Source organism: Gloeocapsopsis sp. IPPAS B-1203 (assembly GCF_002749975.1).
Taxonomy (GTDB): domain Bacteria; phylum Cyanobacteriota; class Cyanobacteriia; order Cyanobacteriales; family Chroococcidiopsidaceae; genus Gloeocapsopsis.
Genome location: NZ_PEIG01000001.1, coordinates 157,045 through 178,720, shown reverse-complemented (window position 1 = coordinate 178,720; position 21,676 = coordinate 157,045). Strand labels below are relative to the sequence as shown.

Below are 21,676 nucleotides of genomic sequence, written 5' to 3'. Positions count from 1 at the left end.
TCAAATGCAAATCCACAGCAAGCCGCTCGCAAAATCAATTTATGGATGACCAATACACCTCCCACAAACCTGTCAATCCATCAATCTACTCGGCACCTTTTTTTCGAGGAATGCCTACAACAGCTGTGGAGAAAGCGACTGCTCATCTTGTTACGCGGACACATCCAGCAAATCAAGTTATTTTACTAGAAAATGACTGGGGCAATTCAGTTTATTTTATTCTCGATGGTTGGGTAAAAATCCGGACTTACAATCTCGATGGCAAGGAAGTCACGCTTAACATCTTAGGTAAAGCAGAGATCTTTGGTGAAATGGCTGCTTTGGATGAAGCCCCCCGCTCAACAGATGCAATTACACTGACTCCTACTATTATTGGCAGTATGCCCGCACACGATTTTGTTGCTTTAATTCAAACCGAACCTTTGGCAGGAATTCGATTATCACAACTGATGGCACGACGCTTGCGGCAAGTTAATCGCCGCTTACGACTGCGGGAGTCTGACAGTGTTTCACGCGTCGCCGATACTCTATTATTCTTGGCAGAAGGACAAGGAATACAAGATGAAACAGGAATCCAAATTCCTAACTTACCGCATCGAGAATTAAGTAGTTTGAGTGGCTTGGCACGAGAAACAGTGACAAGAGTACTCACAAAATTAGAAAAAAAAGGGTTAATCCTGCGTCAACAACAAATACTCTCTATTCCGAGTCTAAAAGCACTAGAACGATTGATAATGTAGGGATCAGAGGCTACGGCTTAGAGGTCAGATAAGCTTGATCCTTAATCTCTAATCCCCAATTCCTTTTGAATAAAGTTATGGTTATCTTTTTATAAGAAATTACATGAGTGATTCTGTCAGTCGCAACGAGAAAAATGCTTTACCACATACAGAAGTATCTGTGAGTCAACCATTAGCAGCCCGAAGCAATTCTGCTCCTTTAAAAATGGTAGAAACTGCATTTCTCGCTAGTGCCGCAAGCTTAATTTGGTTTATCAATTACTACATATCGCTAGGACCACTTTTACGAATCTTCTTCCCTGTACCTATTGCACTAGTTTACCTGCGATGGGGAGCTAGGGCGGCATGGATGGCAACTGGAGTTTCAGGATTGCTGCTATCGGTACTTTTAGGACCAACTCGCGGTATTTTGTACATTATGCCGTTTGCTTTGATGGGGGTATTGCTTGGTGCGGCATGGCATCGTCGCGCTCCTTGGATCGTTTCAATCGTCCTAGGTGCGTTGTTGGGAACAATTGGGTTCTTCTTTCGATTCTGGATATTATCGGTTTTATCAGGTGAAGATCTTTGGGTATATACAATTACCCAAGTGACAAGATTTGCAGAATGGGCATTTTTGCGATTAGGAATACTAGTTCAACCGAGTGTTTTGTTGATTGAAGCAGGCGCGATCGCTCTCGTGTTTGTTCAAAATATCGTTTACTTATTTGTCGTTCACCTAGCAGCCTGGTTCCTTCTCGATCGTTTGGGTAATTCTATCCCACGCCCTCCACAATGGGTGCAGGTTTTGATGGATTATGAGTAAGGAATAGAGGAGAGGAGTGAGTGACTAGTAATTAGTGGCTAGTGGCTAGAGAGAACTTTGTTTGTTTAATAAAATGATTCGTGTTTACACCCAAGAAGAACAAGGTAAAGAGTGGCTGCGGCGGTATCGTGGTTGTTCTCCTGTATTAGCTTGTGTTTTGGGTTTTACCGAAACAGGATTAATTCCTGGAATTTCTGCTGCTGGTAGTACTCCACAAGCACGAGAATATACCGCGATCGCAGATGCAGAATTTCTGTTTAATGGTCCGCAGCCTCAGCCGCAATATCCTTTACCACCGCTACAAGCAGGTGCTTCTCCCGTCTTTATTTCGCGTGCTGTTGCAGAAGCACTTGCGTTACCGATTTATCTTTTTAATGCTGGATTACCTCACCTCCCTAGCGTACCGACAATCGATTTGGGCGGTACTGTCGCCAAATGCTTAAGTCAAGGCTGTGCATTGGAACTAGCAACAGTTAAACATTTATGGGAGCAAGGTATCTTCTGGGGCGAGCAACTAGCACGTCACTCGCAGGATTATATTATTTTGGGCGAGTGCGTTGTCGGCGGCACAACAACAGCACTTGCAGTTTTGACAGGATTGGGTATTGACGCCGCTGGAAAAGTGAATAGCAGTCACCCCGTTTGCAATCACGAACAAAAGTGGGCACTGGTTCAATTAGGATTACAACGTGCCCAACTCACAGACGAAATATCACTGCAAGATCCTCTAGCACTAATCGCCGCAGTGGGCGATCCGATGCAAATTGCGGTAGCTGGAATGGCGATCGCATTGAGTCGTTCTAAAGGTGTGCTTCTTGCTGGTGGTACACAAATGCTGGCTGTGTACGCCTTGATGCCAGCATTAGCCGAAACGTTTAAGATCTCGTGGCAACCTGAAGAAGTCGTTGTCGGAACTACTCGTTGGGTTGCAGAAGATCCTACTGGGAATACCGTTGAGTTAGCACAACTTATTGGTAGGGTCCCTTTGCTTGCTACAGAACTAAGTTTTAAAAATTCTCGCTATCCTCAACTACAGGTTTATGAACAGGGTTATGTCAAGGAGGGTGTCGCAGCTGGCGGTTGCTGCATTGCTGCTTGCTTAACTCAAGATTGGAACCAAATTCAACTTTTACGGATAATCGAAGCTTTACTAGACCGTTACTCAAAAGCTCTTAGCTGTTAGCTGTTAGCAATTAGCGCTGGTTTTAATGGATTCTTTGTGCTAGTAGTTGCTCTTCCAAAGCTGCAATTCGATTGTATGCAGCTGTCAGCTGTGCTGTCAGGCGCTGAATTTGAATTTCTGGTGCAAGTTCCTTCTCACCACTTTGACGCTGATTGTCGAGACTGTTACTGTCTTCTAGTACGTCTTTATGTCCCATTGTTGATTTTGAAGCTTTATATCCCTGACTTGGGTAACGTACCTCTATGTTGTGTAGAGAATGCTGTGTTTCTTGTGTAGGGGCTAAGCGACACTCTGACAATGCTTCAGAAACTCTACCGTTGAGTGCTTCAATTGCTTGATATAACGTATCGACTTTGTGGCTTAAGGTAACGACTTGTTTTTGTAACGGTTCCATAAAATTAACTGCCTCATTGCCCGAAGGAATATATCTCTCTATGCTAGGCAACAAAATAGCAAAGTTAACGCTACTTATGAAACATTTAACTTTTGATAATGTTGATTTTGAAGCGATACATTAATCTGCGATTCTCAATAGAAATAAATATCAGCATAAAGCAGTAACTTCTTGATTGATGTAGATCGGTTAACTTCTCAGCGAATTCTGTCAATAAAATCCTGATAAATGCTGATTTTTATGGATTTATGCAATATAAACATTTACTCTGAAGTAAGTAAAATTTTAAGAAGCGATCGCCTGAAAGACTCAGCCTAATTAGTAATAATACTCACTCTATTAGAATATCAACAAAGACAGCACAATTTATAAAAGTAAATCCTTCTTCTCTAGGCGATTGAGAGAAAATAGATAAGCAGCGATCTATTTAGCAAATAATGCTTAGTTTCTCAGATTTTTTTACTATTTGTAGCGGAAAATGGACTATAGAACGTACTTATCATTCAATGCCGCAAGGCAGTATAGAACGGTCGTATACTGAGTATCAAGTAGAACCAATTACGGCAACAGATAAGCAACAAATTCTAGCACTGTCAGCTCAAGCAGGAATAAAAGTAGAAGTACAGTTAACAACAATCCAACAAGAAGATTTACCAGGATTTGCGATTTCATTCGATACTCGCTCAGAAACTGGTGAAACTGTATCAATGAGCTTGCAAGCTTTATTTGTTCCAGATGCATACATTTCAGCTGAAAGTACAGCAATTAAGCTACCGCCTCCTGTAGCTGCACAAGTTGTCACAGAACCGCAAACAGAGGTGATTCAAGGATTTTATTTGCGAGATGAAGGTTATTCTGAAGCAGGAACAGCAGTAGGGCGATTTACATATCAACCTACACGTCAAACCTTAGAGATGACAACTTATTACCGACGCTCAGTCGCAGTAGATCAAATGCGCATGGTAGCACCAAACTTGCGGTTGCGTACAATTGTGACTTATCAGCGACCCGACAATGTTGATGAAATACCCACCATAATTGATTTGGTAGGCTTTGGTGTAGAGCAGCGCAGCGTGTAACAATTCAATTATGGATCGACGGACTTTTTTATTCGGGACAGGGACTTTAGCACTATCACAACTGTTATCAGGGTGTAATGCACGGGCAAGTGAAACTCTGCAAGTGCAATTTTTGCGTGGTTCAATACCACCTCTTATTGTTGATCGCTTTCATCAACAGATACAGCAAAATCCACAAGTAAAGTTTACACCTATTGCTCAATTACAAGAAATATTTGACCAATTACAAGCTTGGCACGAGCAAGCCAATCAGACACCGCAGTCGCGATCGCTTCCCTTTGTGACTCAGCAATCTCAGTCGCCAAATCCTGCTGCCTTAATTACTTTGGGAGACTATTGGCTAACAGCAGCCATTGAACAGCAACTAATTCAACCTTTAGATATTACTCAACTACAAAATTGGAATGCTTTACCGCTTCGCTGGCAAGAATTAGTCAGACGCAATCAGCAAGGTGTACTTGATGCCCAAGGACAAATCTGGGCAGCGCCTTATCGTTGGGGTAGTACAGTTATACTCTATAACAGAGATAAATTTCAGTCTTTGGGTTGGACACCGACCGATTGGAATGATTTATGGCGTCCTGAACTGCGATCGCGAATTTCTGTCATCGATCAGTCGCGGGAAATTATTGGTTTAACACTGAAAAGATTAGGTCAATCTTATAATGCGCAAAACCTTGATGAAATCCCAAACTTAGAACAGCAACTGCAAGCTTTACATCAACAAGTGCGACTATACAGTTCTAATCGATATATTGAGCCGTTAATTATCGGTGATACTTGGGTAGCAGTTGGTTGGTCAACTGATGTCTTACCGGTAATGCAGCGGTATCGCGAAATTGCAGCAGTTGTTCCTCAATCTGGAACAGCACTTTGGGCAGATTTGTGGGTAAATCCCGTCAGTACAGTTTTACCAACTTTAGCTTCACAATGGATCGATTTTTGTTGGCAGCCCCAAATTGCACAGCAAATTTCGTTACGTAGTCATGGAACTTCACCCATCACCACAGAATTATCAGGAACGCATCGAGAGCAAATCCGACTTACTAATGCTCAATTGCAACGCAGTGAGTTTTTGCTACCACTTACTGCTAGCGTACAGCAACAATATGATGCTCTGTGGCAAACAATCAGAACATAGATCATTTCTATAGAACCCTTGTAGAATCTATCGCTTAGCTTGTCTCTAGTGAAGACTTCAAGAAAAATGTAGAAATTTTTTTGAGGTGAGTGCATCCAATTCGTTGTTGGCGACGTACTAGAGTCGTTCAAACCAATTCACTACGACAAAGAGAAGTTGATGGAGGGGTAATGATTAATCGATTGGGTAAAGCTGCAGTAGTAGTACTTTTAGCCGCAGGTTTTCAGGTTTTTACTTTTGCCCCAGCGCTGAGTAGACCAGCGTACAAAATCATTGGGCTAAAGACCGATAATACATTAGTTACGTATGAATACAATTCTCGCCGTTCTAACCAGACCAAAATTCAAGGAGTTGACGGAAACGTTTTAGGAATAGACATCCGTCCTGCGAATGGTAAACTTTACGCAATTACAGACACTGATAAGATATACACAATTAATAGTGACACTGGTGTTGCTAGGTTGGTAAGCACTTTATCCGTAAGCTTTAGTGGCGGCTTTCAATCCGGCGTTGATTTCAATCCAGTTGCTGACAGATTGAGATTGGTGGCAAACAATGGTGAGAATTTTAGAATCAACGTTGATACTGGAGAAGTCGTCGTCGATCAACCTCTTAATTACAATCCCCCTCAAGCAATAGGAGTAACTGCTTCTGCATATACTAACTCTAGACCAGGAGTTAGCAGTACCACACTTTATAATTTAGATTATGATTCTGATTCTTTAGTTATTCAGAGTCCACCCAACGATGGTGTTTTAGCGACAGTAGGATCGCTAGGTTTTAACCTACCACCAATTGCCGGATTTGATATTGTGACTACTCGTAATGGAGAGAATGTCGGATTTATTGCTGCTGGGAGATCTTTGTATACCGTAGATTTATCAACAGGAAGAGCTACTTTTATGGGTAACTTCCGTAAAGGTAATTTAATTGGTATTGCTGCTACCATCACTTCCAGAGGTAGATAGCCAATTTTAAACTGAAGTTGTCACTAAAAAAGTACTCAGAAGCTGCGCAATCAAATTCCAACTTTTTTAAGGATGAATATAGTAGTTCATCTCTTGATGATGAAAGTGAAAAGAAATTGTAATTTGAGACTTCAGATGCATCGTTTAAAACAGTAAAAGTGAGTTGCAAATATTGCTAGGTGATGCAATCTATTTGTAATGCATTTTAAGAGGTGCACTAGTGCAACAACAGTTTATTGAAATAATACAAGAGTTGAGCTAAAAGCCTTATAGGAAAGAGTTTTCTGATATAAGCTTATTGTGTTTAAGGGGGAGTAATACTATCTTGATATCTTGCTAGTTTACTAATTACCACACAAACAGAATAAAGTGTTGAGACTCTTTTATAGGGCTTTTAGCTTGATTATCAATCTAGCTTTGCACAGCAAAATATAGCTCATTAATTGAACCTGATGTTAGCGCTGCCTCAGTGTTTAGTAATCAATTTTGGCTTGCTGTGAGAGATAAGGCTTCTATTGGTGAAAAAACATGAGTTTATGATCAGAAAGCTTGTTTGAGGAATTTGAGTTAGTCATGGATAGGAAAGATAGCTAGTCCAAATCTAACATTTGATTGACTAATCAACATAAATGTAATTGTCTAAACAAGACTTCCTCATGCTGAGAAGTTCCTCATGAAGTCAGGCAAGAACGCAATTAATGATTAACTACGCAGTGTAAAAACTAGGTTGTTGAAAGCACTATTCTAGATAAGAGGTTTCTAATGCCTAGTAAACGTAGTAAGCAGAAAAATGTACAGCGGTTTTATTGTCCTAAATGCGATCGCCGATTATGGCGCGTAGGCAGCCTCAAGTACTTTTTATCTCATACAGGAGTATTAGAAAACCAAAGATGCGTAAAAATATCTCACCAAGGAGCGTTATTGGTAGCTGCTAAAGAGGTATGTGTGGATGGTAACTCTTGGATTGAAGAATTTGTTTGTGGCGAGCATGGTACGCTTTGGATGAAGCTTGACAAACAAGCTGATGGTTCACTTGGCACTTCACTAGCGACAACTCATGATTGGCGACTTACAAACTACACACTTCAACCAGAAACATCTCATCCATCAATCAAGCTGTAGGTGAATATATTTATGGTATAAGTCTTTCCACTTCAATTCGATTTAGATGAGATTAATCGTACAATCACCTCATACAGTACACTTTCTTAGTAGGTACAATGCCTTCTGAGCAACCTGGCAACACTGAAAAATTAATCCAAACAGATGTAGAACTATATCGCGCACTACAAGCTGGTCAGGATGTTGCTTTAGGCATTCTTTACGATCGCCATGCTGGATTAGTTTATGGAATAGCACTCAAAATCCTTGGTCATCCACAAGAAGCAGAAGATCTGACTCAGGATGTTTTTCTCAAGCTTGCTCAATCGTCTTCTTACGATCCAAGTCGAGGATCATTAAGAACATTCTTGGCAATTTTGACACGCTCGCGAGCCATTGATCGAGTGCGATCGCGTAGTAAAGCCCGCGAGTTTTTTGGACAGTGGAGAGACAGCGAAGCACAGCATGTTACTGATTCTCTTTTTGAACAAGTTTTTCGTAGCGAACAATCTCAGGAGGTACAAGCAGCACTCTCCCAGTTATCAGACAGTCAACAGCAAATTCTGCACATGGCTTACTATGATGGTCTTAGCCAGTCAGAAATTGCCAAGCGACTAGAAATTCCTCTAGGTACTGTGAAAGCTAGAGCGCGGCGGGGTCTTCTCAAACTGCGTCAAACTCTCACGGATTACATTAGATAGCCCCAACTATGGTTTGGTCGATGCCGTCAGAACAGTTACAGTTACTAATTGCTGGGTATGTCCTTGGCGATTTGAGTCCAGAGGAAATAGAAGAGTTTGAGCAACTTTTGGCAAATGACCCTGCGATCGCTCAAGAAGTTGCCCAGATGCAAAAAGCATTAGAAATATCATATGCTCCTCCTGAAGTAGCACCTCCAAGTCATCTACGTGCAGCCATCTTGGAGGCGAATAAGCAGCAACAAGATAAACCCTTAAGCATCGCACGTCCACAGCGTTCGTTTTCTTGGATTCAAGCAATGGGAGTTGCTGCAGCAGTGTTAATTGCTGCTTTAGGTATTAGTAATTATCGTCTATGGCAATCTCTGCACGCTGTACAAACTGAAGTGCAACCGTCTGAACCCTTAACTTTTGTACTTCAGCCCCAGGATACAAATCTCTCTGCATCAGCTACGCTGACAGTCAATCCCAGTACTCTAGAAGCTGAGCTAAATGCTCAAAACTTGCCTACATTACCGCCTGGCAAAGTTTACGCCTTATGGACAGTTTTACCCCAAGGTGCTCCCTTTACAACTGATGACAAAGACGCAGTATTGACGGCAGTATTTGCAGTGGATGCTAACGGCAATGCTTCAGAAAATATTGAGGTTCCTCAGGTCTATCGTAATCAAGGCTTGGTCACAGCAGTTGCTATCACTGTAGAAGACGCAAACGCTCCTCAAAGACACGAAGGAGCACCACTTTTAATCGTGAGAGTGTAAAGCCCAACACCTCAAGTTATATTTTCTACTCCAATTCTGTATTTAGTTGCCGCATACCACCATTTTGACTTTCACCTAATCGTTGCAATCCCGATCTTCCAGTTGTACTGAGGTAGTCGATTTGGCATTGGGGAGTTACTGTGAACTCGCAAGTGTATGTTGCCAACAGTTCCTGTCGATAGTTAAATACCCGAATGTTGTAACCATAATCTCTTCCTACCGTACCAAAGCGATTCACAAACTCGTAACGTTGCAGGTAATCTAGAGAACTCCAAAGACGGCGGTTAACAATCAAGTCAATACGTCCAGCATTGGTACCATCAGCAGGATATGCAATCCAATTTTCTAAGAGTTGACTGGCAAACTGTTCTCTTGCCCACCATAAACTGGGAACAGTCAGATCGCTTTGAGAAATTGTGTTTGCTGTAATGACGTATCTATTACTTAAAGGCGCGCCTGGTTCTAACAAGCTTAATTCCAATGGCTCTGTCGAAGGCTGTGGTATTGCTTGCACGGTTGATGATGGTAATGGAACGAGCCAAGTAACAATGCTTAGGCTCATCAAGAGAAGCGATCGCATTTTAAGATAGTTCCATTCGTAGCTTCCTGGCGACTTATTATAGTCTAAGATTCCAGTCTCATTGATTTATTACTAGAGATACACAATATAGCAGAGGTCGGTGAACTCAAATTGTTGTCAATGCCCTACAAAAAGTTACAATGGAGAATGGTGTCTTTAATTAGGAATCAAAAAAAACTGTAAATGGCTAAAAAAAGCATGATTGAGCGCGAGAAAAAGCGCCAAAAGCTTGTCACAAAATATGCCCAAAAGCGGGAAGCTTTAGTTGAGCAGTTTGAGCAAGCAACTTCACAACGCGAAAAGTTAGAAATTCATCGGCAAATTCAACAGCTACCACGCAATAGCGCCCCAACACGCTTGCATAACCGCTGCTGGGTGACAGGACGTCCTAGAGGAGTCTATCGGGATTTTGGTCTATCTCGTCACGTATTGCGCGAATGGGCGCACCAAGGATTACTTCCTGGAGTTGTCAAATCTAGCTGGTAATAGAGTAGGAGCAACGGGGAATGATGAAGTGAGAGACAGGTTAAAGGTCAAATACTCTTAAGCCCTGATCTCTGATCTCTGACCCCCGACCTCTTCTTTATTGACCACAACAGCGATCAATACCTAAACTATCTAAAAGGAGGTCGCTAACCGCATTAGCGATCGCAAACTCACCATAAAAACTTTGCGAAAAATCAAAAGCTTGCATTTCAGTCACAATTGCAAGCACCAACGAACCTAAGTCATTTTCGCCTTCCATTCTTTGCCGGACAAAGATTTGAGCAGCACGTTGGGCGATTTGCTGATTCACTGGTTCTGGTAAAAATTCTTCATCAAGCCACCGCTGCAAAACCTGTTGCAACCATTCCCCTTCAGTTTGCGGGTTTTCTGCTGGAGGCAGAGTAATCGGTGGAATTGGCTCAGACATGATAACGCTCGGCTGAAGAATAGTTAGTCAATTATTCAAGCATTATTTAGATTCTAAAATAATACCAACCGTCCAAACTGCAATGTTATTGGCAGAGAAGGTAATTGCATAAGAATATTTATGCGCTTCTCTTAAGAAAGGTGCGATGTTTAAATATATTTACGTATAGTACAGGTTGACTTGTTGCTTACGCTTCATGGAATATGATGTTTCTGCGATCATTGAGGGTTACGCTCAAGGCTATTTTCTGATGGCTGATGAAGCAAATGTCTTGGGATGGTATACTAGCCGCGATCGCACGCTAATTCCTTTAGACGAACGGTTTTATTATCCTAAGTCACTACGACGAGTACTCAACTCTGAAAGATTTACTGTTACAGTAAACCGCGATTTTTCTGGTGTTGTTGCTGGGTGTGCAAATCGAGAACAAACTTGGATTTCTCCAGAGTTACAAAAAATTTATTGGCAACTCTACCAAAGTGGTTGGGCTTATAGCTTTGAAACGTGGCAAGGTGATGAGTTAGCAGGGGGAGTTTTAGGAATTGTTATCGGAGGAGCTTTTATTGGAGAATCCATGTTCTACCGCATCTCTGATGGCTCAAAAGTTGCACTTGTGAAGTTGGTAGAACGACTGCGCGATCGCCGTTTTGTCTTCTTTGATGCCCAGATGATGAATCCTCACTTAGAGCGGTTTGGGGCTTATCGAGTCAATCAGCGCGAGTATCAAGTACTACTAACTCAAGCACTCCAGCGACAATGTTCTTTGATGTAAATTAAGTAACTACTTCTGCAACAAAAGTTAGATAATTGCTATACATTGGCAATTTACTACTGACGAAAACGTGTTGGGAAACTTGTTATGGAGAACTGACCTTATTGTCAGGATACAAGAGGCTTTTAGCTCTAGCTGGTACTGGGTATTTGAGTTGTTTAGCTATCTTGGCGATACTCAAGGTGTATTGCTGCTAGCAGCGTTGACATTTTGGATTTCTGGTCGGCGACTGACCTATAGTTTAGTTGGCATTGTTGTCTTTTCCATGACAATTGACTTAGTTATTGGAACCTTAATCGGATTACCACGCCCAGAAGATCCGCAAATTATTGTCTGGAAGGATGAGTTTACGTCCTCTTTCCCTAGTGGGCACACTGCCTTAGCAACTTCAATGTGGGGAATGCTAGCGACTTTAAATTGGATGCCAAAAGTTATTACAGCGATCGCAGTTGCGGGTGTCATGCTATCCCGCTTGTACTTTGGCGTTCACTATTTAGGAGATGTGATTGGTGGTGTGTTGATTGGCGCAGTACTTACTGTTGCTTATTTACGAGCCTTACCAACACTCGATGCCTTTTTTGCGGCGAGATCGTTCAAATTTTTTCAATTTGCGGGAGGTTTAATATTTGTTGCAGTGCTTGTTGCAATTCCCTTTGCCGGAGATTCGGCAAGAGTTTGGCACGTTATGGGAACGGTTGCCGGTTTCATTGTTGGTGGTTTGATTGAATATCGTTATATTCGATTTTCTCCTGCACCAATTTCGCGTACTGGACAAGCATTTAAGCTATTGATTGGGCTAGGTGTGTTGATTCTGCTTTTGCTAGTTCCACTCTTGCTTGACGATCAACTAGTGCTAGAAGCGTTACTGTTCTTTGTCGCTGCATTATGGACTTTGCTGTTTGCACCAATATTATTTGCTTGGATGCGACTTTCAGCTACACCTTTGACAAGTCGGCGCGTTCGCTAATTCACTTGTGTTTCTGTTACCAAGGTTAAGCTGTACCATTCACCTTTTTCGTTGTAACGACGGATAATTCTTTGACGCCGATCTGAATCAATTAGCCAACCAAGTTCCAAGAAAAAGACTTGCCCAATGCGGACTTGTTGAGGAGAAGCAGCAGAAGCACCATCAGGAAGTAGTAATACTTGATTCCATTGCGAACCTGTTTCAAACGATAAAACCGAACCTGAAATTTTCCCAGTCGAACTAATGGTATGCTGCGTACCTTGCTGCATAATGCTTAGGTGTTGCACAATTTGGGTGTCACTTATTTTTTCTACACGTAGCTTTGTAGGATAAGTATCAGCCACTTGCCCATCTGGATATCGCGTTACAGCTTCACCGTGCCATTCTCCAACTAAGTCCTCAACCTTTAGGACTGGGCGTTCTGGTGTTGTTGCATTAGGGAGTTTCTCGCGAATGAGGGTAATTCTATCGAGTTTCCCAGTTTTATCAAATAACTGTACTAAGCGTAAGCGGCGATCGCCAACAATTAAACCATGTTCTGCACCAAACTCAGAATAAGGAGCAAGTTGGATCGAGCCTTGAGAAAAAGCCCCATTTTCAAAAAATAAAATCTGCTTCCCTAATGTGCTGTATTGTAAAACTTTCTCGTCAACAGTTTGATTGGGTAAAGTACGTCGAATAATTTGGCGCATTGTTTGATTGTTGTCGATCCCTTCTAAGGAAACGACTGTAGGAGTATCTTCGAGTAACTCCCCTTGCGGTGAAAAACGAGTAAAGGAACCGTGCCATTCACCAACATTTTGTAGTAAACATTCCCACTGCGATCGCATATTTCAACATGATGATTGCTTTTCCACCATCATGTTATCTTTAGTCGCAATCTCGCTGAAATTCAACTTAAGTTTGATAGTTAAAGTACATCACGATCGCAGATAGCGACTTAAACCATACCAACTAACACATTGCTCTATTCAAAGCTAGTCTTCTTGCTCAAGCATTGCTGTATAATCACTCATTCCCAATTCAGCAAGTACACGATCTTCCTCAGCAAAAGTCGCAAGGTTAGCCAAAGTGGAGTCATTATTGCCTTGCCCCGCAATACGCGCTAAAGCATCCTCAGCTTCCTTAGACACATACCACCACCCAGGACACAGTACATGATCTTGTGCTTGAATCGCTTTAAGTTGCTCAACAGCACGATGTGACCTCATATTCCCTAATCCATAACAGCACCAAAATCGAACAACAGGGGATGAGTCTGAAATATGCTCAAGCAATGCACTTTCGGCTTTGTGGTAGTATATCTGTCCAGAATTTTGATCAAATAACATTCCCAGTGCCTCTGCTGCCTGACCACGCACATTCTCCACCTCGCTAAGATCTCCTAGTACTTGAATGAAGGTGTCAATAAACTGAGAGTTGTGCATCCAAGCCAAGGCGTAAAGCGCAAGTTCTCTCCTGTATGGCGGCTGTTTTGATCTCGCAAACTGAATCAGAGATAGAATGCTTTGTTCGTGGTCTTGCTGGGAAAGCAACTTAGCAGCCTCGACCGCATCTTCATCAGAGGCTTGGCTCAATTTCTCAAGGAGATTTTGCCAATCAAGTTGATCCTTCATCTTAACTATTTTAAAACCTTCCTCTGGGCAATACTCTCGCAATAAACAGCTAGACAGGTATGAAATTTGACCGTGATTGATACGTGGTCAAAAACAAACATCAATGATTTCCTTTAATACCGCTATTACTAGATAGCATCAATCAAAACAGACAAAACTTTCCGAGCATATTGCGCTCCAATGGGATTTTCCTCGATTGTTGCCATTAGACTAGCTCCTCCAATCAAAAGCAAATACTGCTGTGAGAACGAAGCAGGATCGCGCACCCCTGTTTCAGTGGCTAGTTGCATAATGTACGTGCGGATCGTCTCTCTCAACCGAACCGAGACTTGGTGAGCCGGATGAGATGCATCTGCTATTTCCAGAACGGCATTGATGAAAGGGCAACCTCGGAAGTCAGGATTAGCATACCATTCCTGAAGAACATCAAAAGTTGCAAGAAGCCGCTCTTTAGCTGTGCCACCTTTGCTAGTGACGGCGTCTTCAAACCAGCTTAACCACTGCTTAGCTCTATATTGCATGACTTCGAGAATTAAGTCGTCTTTTGAGGGGAAATGTCTGTATAAAGTTCTTTTCGCAACTCCTGATGTAGCAACGACTTCGTTGATACCAACATTCTGAATACCTTTTTGGTAGAAGAGTTGTGAGGCTGTTTCTAAGATTTGCTGACGGGCAGCACTCGATTCGGAAGTTACCATAGCAAAGTAGACAAACTTGTCTCCATAGGGATATACTAGCAGCAATTTGCAGGAGACAAACTTGTCTCCCTAATTGAGGAAGATTTAACTCAACCAGCTTAAGCAAGGTGGGATGATTTGTCCTGCAAAGTTTTCGTACCTGAACATACACCACTTGAGGAAGAAGGAGCTAAGCTGTGGCAGGAATTTCTAGGAAGCCTGATTTAAGCGATCCAAAACTACGGGCAAAGCTGATGCAGGGAATGGGGCACAACTACTACGGAGAACCTGCATGGCCGAATGAACTCCTTTACATCTTTCCAGTAGTCATACTTGGAACTCTGGCTTTATGTGTAGGTTTGGCAGTACTTGATCCAGCTATGATGGGAGAACCTGCTAATCCCTTTGCCACTCCACTAGAGATTCTTCCAGAGTGGTATCTGTACCCAGTTTTTCAGATTCTTCGCGTTGTCCCTAACAAACTATTGGGCATTGTGGCAATGGTTTCTATTCCATTGGGGCTAATATGTATTCCATTTATCGAGAGTGTCAATAAATTTCAAAATCCATTTCGCCGCCCAATTGCCACGATTGTTTTTTTATTTGGCATTTTAGTCACGTTCTGGTTGGGAATTGGTGCTATTTTCCCAATTGATCAATCTTTGACTCTTGGTTTATTTTAGGAATTTCGCTCTGCGATCGCCCAACTAAATCCTTCAAAACACTATTCGACAAAAACATTGCAGTAGCTTGAGATTGAATACCACCGGATAAGCTTCAAGCTACTGGCACAAGCAACAACTCAGGCAGCATAACTATGTATCAAGCAAGATCCCAAGAGAAAGCAATTGAGCGAAATTCTGTTATCCACATGATATTTCTCTTGAGAACAAGCGAGAATGGAGAGAATCGCGGCTTGATAAAATAAAAATGAGATTAGCGGAAAAAAGCGAGTTACAATTCTATGCCTTCTGAAGTTGTTGTTGAAAAACAAAAATTAAAAAACCCTCCATTAGATATTCGATTCTTAGGCGATCGCGCTTTACGCCAGTCGGCTAAGCGAGTTGCGAAAGTCGATCAAGAACTTCGCCTCCTTGCCAAAGAAATGCTGCAAACAATGTATAGTGCAGATGGTATTGGTTTAGCAGCACCGCAAGTAGCAGTTCAAAAACAAGTCATTGTTATCGATTGCGAACCAGACAACCCAGCCAACCCCCCACTAATTTTAGTGAATCCAGCGATTAAGAAACTTAGCCCAGAACTGTGCGTGATGCAAGAAGGGTGTTTGAGTATTCCTGGCGTTTATTTGGATGTTGTACGTCCTCAAGTTGTTGAAATTAGCTACAAGGATGAAAACGGACGTCCTCGGACATTACAAGCTAATGAGTTATTAGCGCGTTGCATTCAACATGAAATCGATCACCTCAATGGAGTATTATTTGTTGATCGAGTAGAAAATCAAATCGCACTGAATGCTGAGCTATCAAAGCACGGCTTCTCGGCAAAAGCTGTTAAACCATTCGCTTAGGAAAATTACAAAATGAATACAATGACCCCTAAAAGTGGGCTATTTCTTGGTGGCTCATGCATAGCAGCGATCGCCGGAGTAGGTTCAGTGTTTGAACTTTCTTCTGGGCAGCCAGATTTAGGAGTAACTGTGACAAGTGTTATTCTAGCAATGAGTATTCCTCTAACGGGCTTTTTGTTTTATGCCGCGGTGCGTGATACCAATGCTGCAAACAGTAAGTAGAAGCCTTAGGCAATTTAGGTAGCATCCTCAATTATGGATAAGCTCACTACTACATCAGTAGTGAGTCAACTATGGCAATTTTGATCGCAGTCAGTCATAACTGCTGTATGCTGTTGCCAACACCGTATTCCAACTCATGACCGGACAAGACACTGAGGGATTTTTGCAGCAATTACCTCGTAACAGTGTAGGGGAACCAGATATTGGTCGTCGCTATCCCCTCTCTAGAACTCAAGAGGTTGTTGTTGGGCGCGACCATAGTTGTCAGATCATACTAGATTCTAGTATTTATGGCATGGTATCTCGCCGTCATGTAGTTTTCCGACCAATGTTGAATAGTGGCATTCAACGGCGTTGGCTTGTCTGTGACTTAAATAGTGCCAATGGTACTTACGTCAATGGACGTCGTTTGGAGCGATGTCAAGAGTTGCGCGCAGGCGATCGCATTACGCTGGGATATAACGGCGCCGAATTTGTTTTTGAATATACAACTCATATTCAACACACACTACAATCTACTCCAGAAGAAACACCGCAACTCATTGAAACTTCATCTTCAGAACACTCAGTCAGCTTTACTCAGTTATTTCCCATTGCAGCTACGGCAAAGGATTTAACAAGTAAGGCATATCTCATTCCAGGAGTACTCACAGTTATCTTTGTTGTTTTGATGTTTGCCACGGTAGGCAGACCTGAAACAGCATACTTTAATCAGATACTTGTTGCAATCTACCTGGCGGGTGCTGCTTATTACTTCGTTTATCAGCTTTGTGGTAAGCGTAAGCCTTGGTGGGTAATTTTAGGAGTCGCGATCGCTTCTCTGCTAATTTTACTAAGTCCTATTTTACCGTTATTTATTTTTGTTTTTCGTAGACTACTTCCTGGTCAGATTCCTTTAACTGCTGAATCCGTAAGCTTCCCTGAACTATTGATACGGATGTTTTTTGGTGCTGGATTGATGGAAGAACTGCTTAAAGCGTTACCAGTACTTTGGGCTTATATCATCGGAAGACGTTTGCAATCTCCGTGGCGAGAACGCATTGGTATTGCAGAACCGTTAGACGGAATTTTACTAGGTACAGCTTCCGCTATGAGCTTTACTTTGGTAGAAACATTGAGGCAATATGTTCCAGAAATTACTCGCAGTGTAGCAGCTCAGGGTGGTGTGGGTGAACTTGTTGGTTTCCAACTATTGATTCCTCGAATATTAGGATCAATAGCTGGACATATGGCTTACAGCGGCTATTTTGGCTATTTCATTGGTTTGAGTGTGCTCAAGTCACGTAAGCGCTGGCGAATTCTAGGAACAGGGTATTTGAGCGCTGCGGTACTTCATGCGTTGTGGAACGCTACAGGTCTTCTTAGTGGTTTACTTCTAGCAGTTGTTGGTGTTGTTTCGTATGCATTTTTAACAGCAGCAATATTAAAAGCGCGGGTACTCTCACCAACGCGATCGCAAAACTTTGCTACTCGGTTTGGAAAACGCTTGTAAAATCTTCGATAATCTGAACCTGATGGCTGAAACAATAACTGTGCGTCGAAAACAGACCAGGTTTTGTCAATATTGCTGTCCATTGGTAGAAGGACTGTGTGCTAGTTTCGTTTGGGCTAAAGCGTAACGGGCGATCGCCAAACTTGCTTTTGCTTGTTCAATTTCTGACAACTCATCCCACTTACGCTGTTGCACGTAACTAATAGCATTTTCAGATTCTTGCTTTGCGCTGTGTGTAGCAGATGCGAAAGGGCGAGCTAGTACTAGCAAATCTTCTTCAACTAAACTTGGGAGTAAACCACGAACGCAGTCTACCAATTTTTCTGCTAGCGAACTTTGATTATGGCAAACTTGTTGGGCTTGACAAGCGATCGCTTCTAACCAACCTTGCGGTACGAAAGCAGTGAAGAAGTGTTGCCAATCTCGTTTACAACTAGCATTAGAGAAATTATTTCTGTTGAATGTTACTTTATACCAAGTTTTCTCCAGCTCTGAGTGAAATTGTTGCGAACGTGTTTTAATTTCTTCTTGTGATAGTAATTCAATCGCAAGTTGATCTTGTTCTTCAAAATAAACCGCTGCTTCTGGATCTGCAGGATTCCATGGATATGTAGCATTTTCTGATGATAAAAGTGCTTCTAATAAATCCAATTGCGCTGGTGAAGGAGTATACTTACTCTCATCTTGCGCTGGATTGAATTCTTGTGCCATGGTAGAACTCCTGAAATACGTTGACAGAAAAATGCTGGTATGTGTAGCTACACTTGCTTCGTAGCCCTTTCCGTAATCAGTGGAAATAGCTATATTGTCTATGTTGTGATTTTATTTATCTTCAACAAAATCAAATATTTAAATTTTAGAACTATCAAACTTTAACTATGTTTTTAATGTCAAAGGTACTTCCTGATGATGGATATTTTACTAACCTTTGGTAGATAATAATGGTATGCCAAAATGAGGAATCTTTCGTAAGAAATAGATCAAACTTGCTTTTTCTTTTGCTTACAATCCAGCAAAAAATCAACGTGCTGCTCTTGTAAAAGAGCAACTAGCTCCTCGTCACGCCAGCAACTAGCAAATGATGACAGTACATTTGCTAGGCATGAATAACCAGAAATAGTTCATGAATCAAGTCAGGAAATTGGAATAAGAACGTTTATGTAATTGTTGCCAGCAATCTCAATCCTACTTTTTTGTTAGTGACTTAAATCTATTTAAATACGTGGTCATAATTGTTGATCGCACACTTATATACTGGCTAATGGTTGTTACTTCACTGACCATTGATCATCGACTGATAACAGCCCTCAAGTCACATTTATTTTCACCTACTCACTTACGTTGCAACCATAGAACGAGGCGATCGCGTTTTCTTGCCTCGCGAAGAATCCTTTTCACTTTTTTTCAGTAACGTTGAGAGTGGAGCATTGTTTGAGAGATTCTTAGGGAGTGGACGTTGCTGGGTTAGTTGAAACAGGGCAAGAATTGCTTTTTGTTTGACCTAGAGTTTTTTCAACACTTGGTAGCAGTGTTGTTTGATGAATCCATCCTTCTTGTCCTAATTGAATCAAAGGGGAAAGTGTATTTTGCTGTAATTGCGTATTGGGGTTGACGTCGAGTCCTGCTGTATTGTCAATAACGCAAAGAAATTTTAGCCTGAGTAGATCTCCTTGTTCAAGGTTTTCTTTTCTACCCGTTACTTTCAAGATTCCGTTTGTAGGAACTTGGGCAATTTGAGATTGTGAGGTGGAAGCAGCGATCGCATTTGGATTTTGCTCAAGATCAATTTGGCGATTAATTTGGACTAAAGTGCCAACTGATAGCGTGCTAGCTGTAATAGATTGAGTTATCGGTGGTTTTGTGGGTGATGCGATCGAAGATGGTGTTGTTGGGTAATTTAGTGGTTGCTTTGTGCGATTGAGTCCTAATAAAAAATAAGCAAGCAATCCTCCACCCGTCAACAGCAAGATAGCTCCGAGTAACATTGGTAGCAAGAGACGTTTAATTGAGTGCGATTGTCGCAATTTATCGGAACTTGAAGGGGTAAGATTGACTGTAGCATCTTGTTCTTTACGATATGCGATCGCTTTTGTTGTTTTGTCGTGTTCCTGAAAATGAACAACATCCTCAAATAAAGTAACAGATAGCGGTATCGCTGGCTCAGAGTATTCAACTTTACAACCTACAAGCGCAACAGTAATGTTATCGTGGCCATTTTGCGTATTCCCAATTTCAACTAATCGTGCAACAGCATCTGCTTCCTGAATATTGCCATTGATGGCAGGTAAAATTGCGGTATCCCAATATTCTTCTATGCGATCGTAGTCGCTTAAACCATCAGAACATAGCAAAAAAATACAGTCTTCATCAAGTACAAACCGTTGTACAGTTGGATGTAACGCTGTTGAAGAGCTCATTCCTAGAGCTTGTACCAAAGAACCAGACGATGCTTGTGCTAAAGCATTGCGATAAAGTGAATAGCCCAAACGTACCTCACGAGAAGCCACATCATCATCTAAGGTCAATTGATGGCAACCTGTGCGAGTAATCCAGTAAGCGCGACTGTCTCCTACGTGCGTAATATACATTTCATGCGCACGCTCTACTGCCATAACTAGTGTAGTTCCCATACGCTGACGACCAAAGCGATGTTCGTTGTCGTTGCGCTGGCTAATGCGATCGTTAGCAAGTCGGACAAAACGTTCTAAGTCGTTAGTAAGTGCTGTGGCATCTAAGTTGATATCATCTAATGGCAGTTGTTTGACTTGTTGTAATACATCTACTGCCAACTGCGAAGCAACATTACCTCCTTCATGACCACCGATTCCATCACAAACTATCACTAGTGCTGGTTTTGGTGATGTTATTGTATTACCACTGGCAGGGTAACATGCATCTTCATTGCGTTGCCGAGTAGGTCCAGGATCTGTGTAAGTGCTAATAACTAATTTTCGAGCTTGCGATCGCCCTAGTTCAGTAATACCTCGATCCAATGCTGTCACAAGAGCATCTGTACTTAAGACTCCCTTCAACATAGAACAGCATAATTGATTGAGAAACTCAACAATATTTGGTCGTGCCTGGTCTACTAACTCTAGCCATAACTGACCTAAGTCGGCTAGGGTTGGTTGAGAATTCTGATCTGCTCGCAGTTGCAATAATCGTACCAAAGAGCCTTCCACACGCAGTAGCTGTAGATCCAGTAAACTAGACACGACTCCTTCACTGCTGAGAGGTTGCCACAGTTGCGCAATTTGCCACAGCCAATGTAATTGTCGTAGTGACGTGCATCTTGCCAAGCATCATATAGCGTTGGTAGCAATTGTCCTGCCAGAGGTGTTGCTTGAGAATAAACCGGTGCTTCTAACAAGAATATGTCAGAATTAGCCTGTCCTGGCAAAAAACCATATACTTGAGGAACCTGAAGGCGGTAGGGAATTAACCTTAAATAGGGTTTTGTTGCGGTCGTAATTTCATACTGCTGTGTTTCCGGTGGTAAGCCTGGCTTGGTGTCAAGAAATAGTCGCTTACTTTTCAGCAAATACCGCTCAGCGGCAATTTCTCCAACTCGATACTCTTCAATACCCGACCCTACTGCCCACAGGTAGAGTTTAGGTATAAATGTACCGCATTGCTGGCAATACTTATCACTTTCATTATTGGCAGCTTTGCACTGTTCATTTGGACATTGGAGCCTTGCTGCTTCATTTTGCATAGTTTTCGCACCAATCAGTCATTGGGAATTTTGTACAGCAGTCCTACTATTACAAACTGATTACTCTCTAAATTGCCACATCAAGAGCTTCATGCAAAATTTCTCTGCCTCTGGTATTCTGCTGTCGAACAAGTTTCACAATCTGAAATTTCGATATTTTGATACAATTTTTCTAATTATAGGATAGGCTTTTCTCGCACGATACCTGAAATTCTTAATTAATCTTGGTTATTACCTTAGTCATTATTCTTTTATATTAAGTGAAGCTGAATAGTATTAGTTTCCCATAATAAAGACTTTGATTTGCCAAATATAGTTTCTTGT

General features: G+C 41.8%; 25 protein-coding genes. 16 read left to right on the top strand and 9 right to left on the bottom strand.

Annotated elements, in window-relative coordinates; translation table 11 throughout:
- Positions 1 to 41 precede the first annotated feature (41 nt).
- From CSQ79_RS00865 to cobT, 3 genes are all read left to right on the top strand, one after another.
- Positions 42 to 740 (top strand): Crp/Fnr family transcriptional regulator, encoded by a 699-nt coding sequence (locus CSQ79_RS00865; RefSeq protein WP_099699322.1) that lies wholly within the window; start codon positions 42 to 44, stop codon positions 738 to 740.
- 103 nt (positions 741 to 843) lie between these two features.
- Complete coding sequence (locus CSQ79_RS00860) at positions 844 to 1,545, top strand: DUF2232 domain-containing protein (RefSeq protein WP_099699321.1); 702 nt, start codon at positions 844 to 846, stop codon at positions 1,543 to 1,545.
- A 73-nt stretch (positions 1,546 to 1,618) separates the two neighbouring features.
- Positions 1,619 to 2,728 (top strand): nicotinate mononucleotide-dependent phosphoribosyltransferase CobT, encoded by a 1,110-nt coding sequence (gene cobT / locus CSQ79_RS00855; RefSeq protein WP_099699320.1) that lies wholly within the window; start codon positions 1,619 to 1,621, stop codon positions 2,726 to 2,728.
- Positions 2,729 to 2,750: 22 nt separating this feature from the next.
- Here cobT and CSQ79_RS00850 read toward each other — a convergent pair whose 3' ends face one another.
- Positions 2,751 to 3,122, bottom strand: coding sequence for a hypothetical protein (locus CSQ79_RS00850; RefSeq protein ID WP_099699319.1), 372 nt, complete (start codon positions 3,120 to 3,122; stop codon positions 2,751 to 2,753).
- A 437-nt stretch (positions 3,123 to 3,559) separates the two neighbouring features.
- On the opposite strand from CSQ79_RS00850, the gene CSQ79_RS00845 reads away from it, so the two are divergent.
- From CSQ79_RS00845 to CSQ79_RS00820, 6 genes are all read left to right on the top strand, one after another.
- The gene (locus CSQ79_RS00845) at positions 3,560 to 4,201 is read left to right on the top strand and encodes a phycobiliprotein lyase (protein WP_099699318.1); all 642 of its coding nucleotides are present in this window, start codon (positions 3,560 to 3,562) and stop codon (positions 4,199 to 4,201) included.
- A gap of 10 nt (positions 4,202 to 4,211) precedes the next feature.
- Positions 4,212 to 5,342 (top strand): extracellular solute-binding protein, encoded by a 1,131-nt coding sequence (locus tag CSQ79_RS00840; RefSeq protein ID WP_099699317.1) that lies wholly within the window; start codon positions 4,212 to 4,214, stop codon positions 5,340 to 5,342.
- Between the two features lie 89 nt (positions 5,343 to 5,431).
- Positions 5,432 to 6,310: a DUF4394 domain-containing protein gene (locus tag CSQ79_RS00835; protein ID WP_289500160.1), complete on the top strand. Its 879-nt coding sequence runs from the start codon at positions 5,432 to 5,434 to the stop codon at positions 6,308 to 6,310.
- 762 nt (positions 6,311 to 7,072) lie between these two features.
- Positions 7,073 to 7,432 carry a hypothetical protein gene (locus CSQ79_RS00830; protein WP_099699316.1) on the top strand — a complete coding sequence of 120 codons (360 nt, stop codon included), beginning with the start codon at positions 7,073 to 7,075 and terminating at the stop codon, positions 7,430 to 7,432.
- 98 nt (positions 7,433 to 7,530) lie between these two features.
- Complete coding sequence (locus CSQ79_RS00825; RefSeq protein WP_099699315.1) at positions 7,531 to 8,112, top strand: sigma-70 family RNA polymerase sigma factor; 582 nt, start codon at positions 7,531 to 7,533, stop codon at positions 8,110 to 8,112.
- A gap of 8 nt (positions 8,113 to 8,120) precedes the next feature.
- Positions 8,121 to 8,870, top strand: a complete 750-nt coding sequence (locus CSQ79_RS00820; RefSeq protein ID WP_099699314.1) for an anti-sigma factor — start codon at positions 8,121 to 8,123, stop codon at positions 8,868 to 8,870.
- A gap of 25 nt (positions 8,871 to 8,895) precedes the next feature.
- Here CSQ79_RS00820 and CSQ79_RS00815 read toward each other — a convergent pair whose 3' ends face one another.
- Positions 8,896 to 9,450, bottom strand: coding sequence for a hypothetical protein (locus CSQ79_RS00815; RefSeq protein ID WP_099699313.1), 555 nt, complete (start codon positions 9,448 to 9,450; stop codon positions 8,896 to 8,898).
- Between the two features lie 183 nt (positions 9,451 to 9,633).
- Here CSQ79_RS00815 and rpsN point away from each other — a divergent pair, with 183 nt between their 5' ends.
- Positions 9,634 to 9,936 (top strand): 30S ribosomal protein S14, encoded by a 303-nt coding sequence (gene rpsN, locus CSQ79_RS00810; protein WP_099699312.1) that lies wholly within the window; start codon positions 9,634 to 9,636, stop codon positions 9,934 to 9,936.
- Between the two features lie 97 nt (positions 9,937 to 10,033).
- Here the strand turns inward: rpsN and CSQ79_RS00805 are convergent, their stop codons facing one another.
- Complete coding sequence (locus CSQ79_RS00805; protein WP_099699311.1) at positions 10,034 to 10,363, bottom strand: DUF8822 family protein; 330 nt, start codon at positions 10,361 to 10,363, stop codon at positions 10,034 to 10,036.
- Positions 10,364 to 10,559: 196 nt separating this feature from the next.
- Here CSQ79_RS00805 and aat point away from each other — a divergent pair, with 196 nt between their 5' ends.
- Positions 10,560 to 11,135: a leucyl/phenylalanyl-tRNA--protein transferase gene (aat, locus tag CSQ79_RS00800; RefSeq protein ID WP_099699310.1), complete on the top strand. Its 576-nt coding sequence runs from the start codon at positions 10,560 to 10,562 to the stop codon at positions 11,133 to 11,135.
- Positions 11,136 to 11,208: 73 nt separating this feature from the next.
- Positions 11,209 to 12,102 carry a phosphatase PAP2 family protein gene (locus tag CSQ79_RS00795; protein ID WP_289500156.1) on the top strand — a complete coding sequence of 298 codons (894 nt, stop codon included), beginning with the start codon at positions 11,209 to 11,211 and terminating at the stop codon, positions 12,100 to 12,102.
- Here the strand turns inward: CSQ79_RS00795 and CSQ79_RS00790 are convergent.
- The 3 genes from CSQ79_RS00790 to CSQ79_RS00780 all read right to left on the bottom strand — a co-directional run bounded on the left by CSQ79_RS00790 (position 12,099) and on the right by CSQ79_RS00780 (position 14,416).
- Positions 12,099 to 12,932 carry a DUF3598 family protein gene (locus tag CSQ79_RS00790; RefSeq protein ID WP_099699308.1) on the bottom strand — a complete coding sequence of 278 codons (834 nt, stop codon included), beginning with the start codon at positions 12,930 to 12,932 and terminating at the stop codon, positions 12,099 to 12,101. The genes CSQ79_RS00795 and CSQ79_RS00790 overlap by 4 nt on opposite strands.
- Before the next feature lie 147 nt (positions 12,933 to 13,079).
- On the bottom strand, positions 13,080 to 13,718 hold the full coding sequence (locus CSQ79_RS00785; RefSeq protein ID WP_099699307.1) for a HEAT repeat domain-containing protein: 639 nt from the start codon (positions 13,716 to 13,718) through the stop codon (positions 13,080 to 13,082).
- A gap of 128 nt (positions 13,719 to 13,846) precedes the next feature.
- Positions 13,847 to 14,416: a TetR/AcrR family transcriptional regulator gene (locus CSQ79_RS00780; protein ID WP_099699306.1), complete on the bottom strand. Its 570-nt coding sequence runs from the start codon at positions 14,414 to 14,416 to the stop codon at positions 13,847 to 13,849.
- A gap of 176 nt (positions 14,417 to 14,592) precedes the next feature.
- Here CSQ79_RS00780 and petD point away from each other — a divergent pair, with 176 nt between their 5' ends.
- The 4 genes from petD to CSQ79_RS00760 all read left to right on the top strand — a co-directional run bounded on the left by petD (position 14,593) and on the right by CSQ79_RS00760 (position 17,637).
- The gene (gene petD / locus CSQ79_RS00775) at positions 14,593 to 15,078 is read left to right on the top strand and encodes a cytochrome b6-f complex subunit IV (RefSeq protein WP_099699305.1); all 486 of its coding nucleotides are present in this window, start codon (positions 14,593 to 14,595) and stop codon (positions 15,076 to 15,078) included.
- A 281-nt stretch (positions 15,079 to 15,359) separates the two neighbouring features.
- Positions 15,360 to 15,923 carry a peptide deformylase gene (gene def / locus CSQ79_RS00770; protein ID WP_099699304.1) on the top strand — a complete coding sequence of 188 codons (564 nt, stop codon included), beginning with the start codon at positions 15,360 to 15,362 and terminating at the stop codon, positions 15,921 to 15,923.
- A gap of 12 nt (positions 15,924 to 15,935) precedes the next feature.
- Complete coding sequence (locus CSQ79_RS00765; RefSeq protein WP_099699303.1) at positions 15,936 to 16,145, top strand: hypothetical protein; 210 nt, start codon at positions 15,936 to 15,938, stop codon at positions 16,143 to 16,145.
- 136 nt (positions 16,146 to 16,281) lie between these two features.
- Positions 16,282 to 17,637, top strand: coding sequence for a PrsW family glutamic-type intramembrane protease (locus tag CSQ79_RS00760; protein WP_099699302.1), 1,356 nt, complete (start codon positions 16,282 to 16,284; stop codon positions 17,635 to 17,637).
- A gap of 66 nt (positions 17,638 to 17,703) precedes the next feature.
- Here the strand turns inward: CSQ79_RS00760 and CSQ79_RS00755 are convergent, their stop codons facing one another.
- From CSQ79_RS00755 to CSQ79_RS27245, 3 genes are all read right to left on the bottom strand, one after another.
- A complete protein-coding gene (locus CSQ79_RS00755) occupies positions 17,704 to 18,348 on the bottom strand; it encodes a hypothetical protein (RefSeq protein WP_099699301.1) in 645 nt (214 codons plus the stop codon).
- 731 nt (positions 18,349 to 19,079) lie between these two features.
- Positions 19,080 to 20,852: a PP2C family protein-serine/threonine phosphatase gene (locus tag CSQ79_RS00750; protein ID WP_289500152.1), complete on the bottom strand. Its 1,773-nt coding sequence runs from the start codon at positions 20,850 to 20,852 to the stop codon at positions 19,080 to 19,082.
- Positions 20,756 to 21,352: a hypothetical protein gene (locus CSQ79_RS27245; protein ID WP_289500150.1), complete on the bottom strand. Its 597-nt coding sequence runs from the start codon at positions 21,350 to 21,352 to the stop codon at positions 20,756 to 20,758. Before CSQ79_RS27245 ends, CSQ79_RS00750 begins: the two co-directional genes overlap by 97 nt.
- Between the last annotated feature and the right edge of the window lie 324 nt (positions 21,353 to 21,676).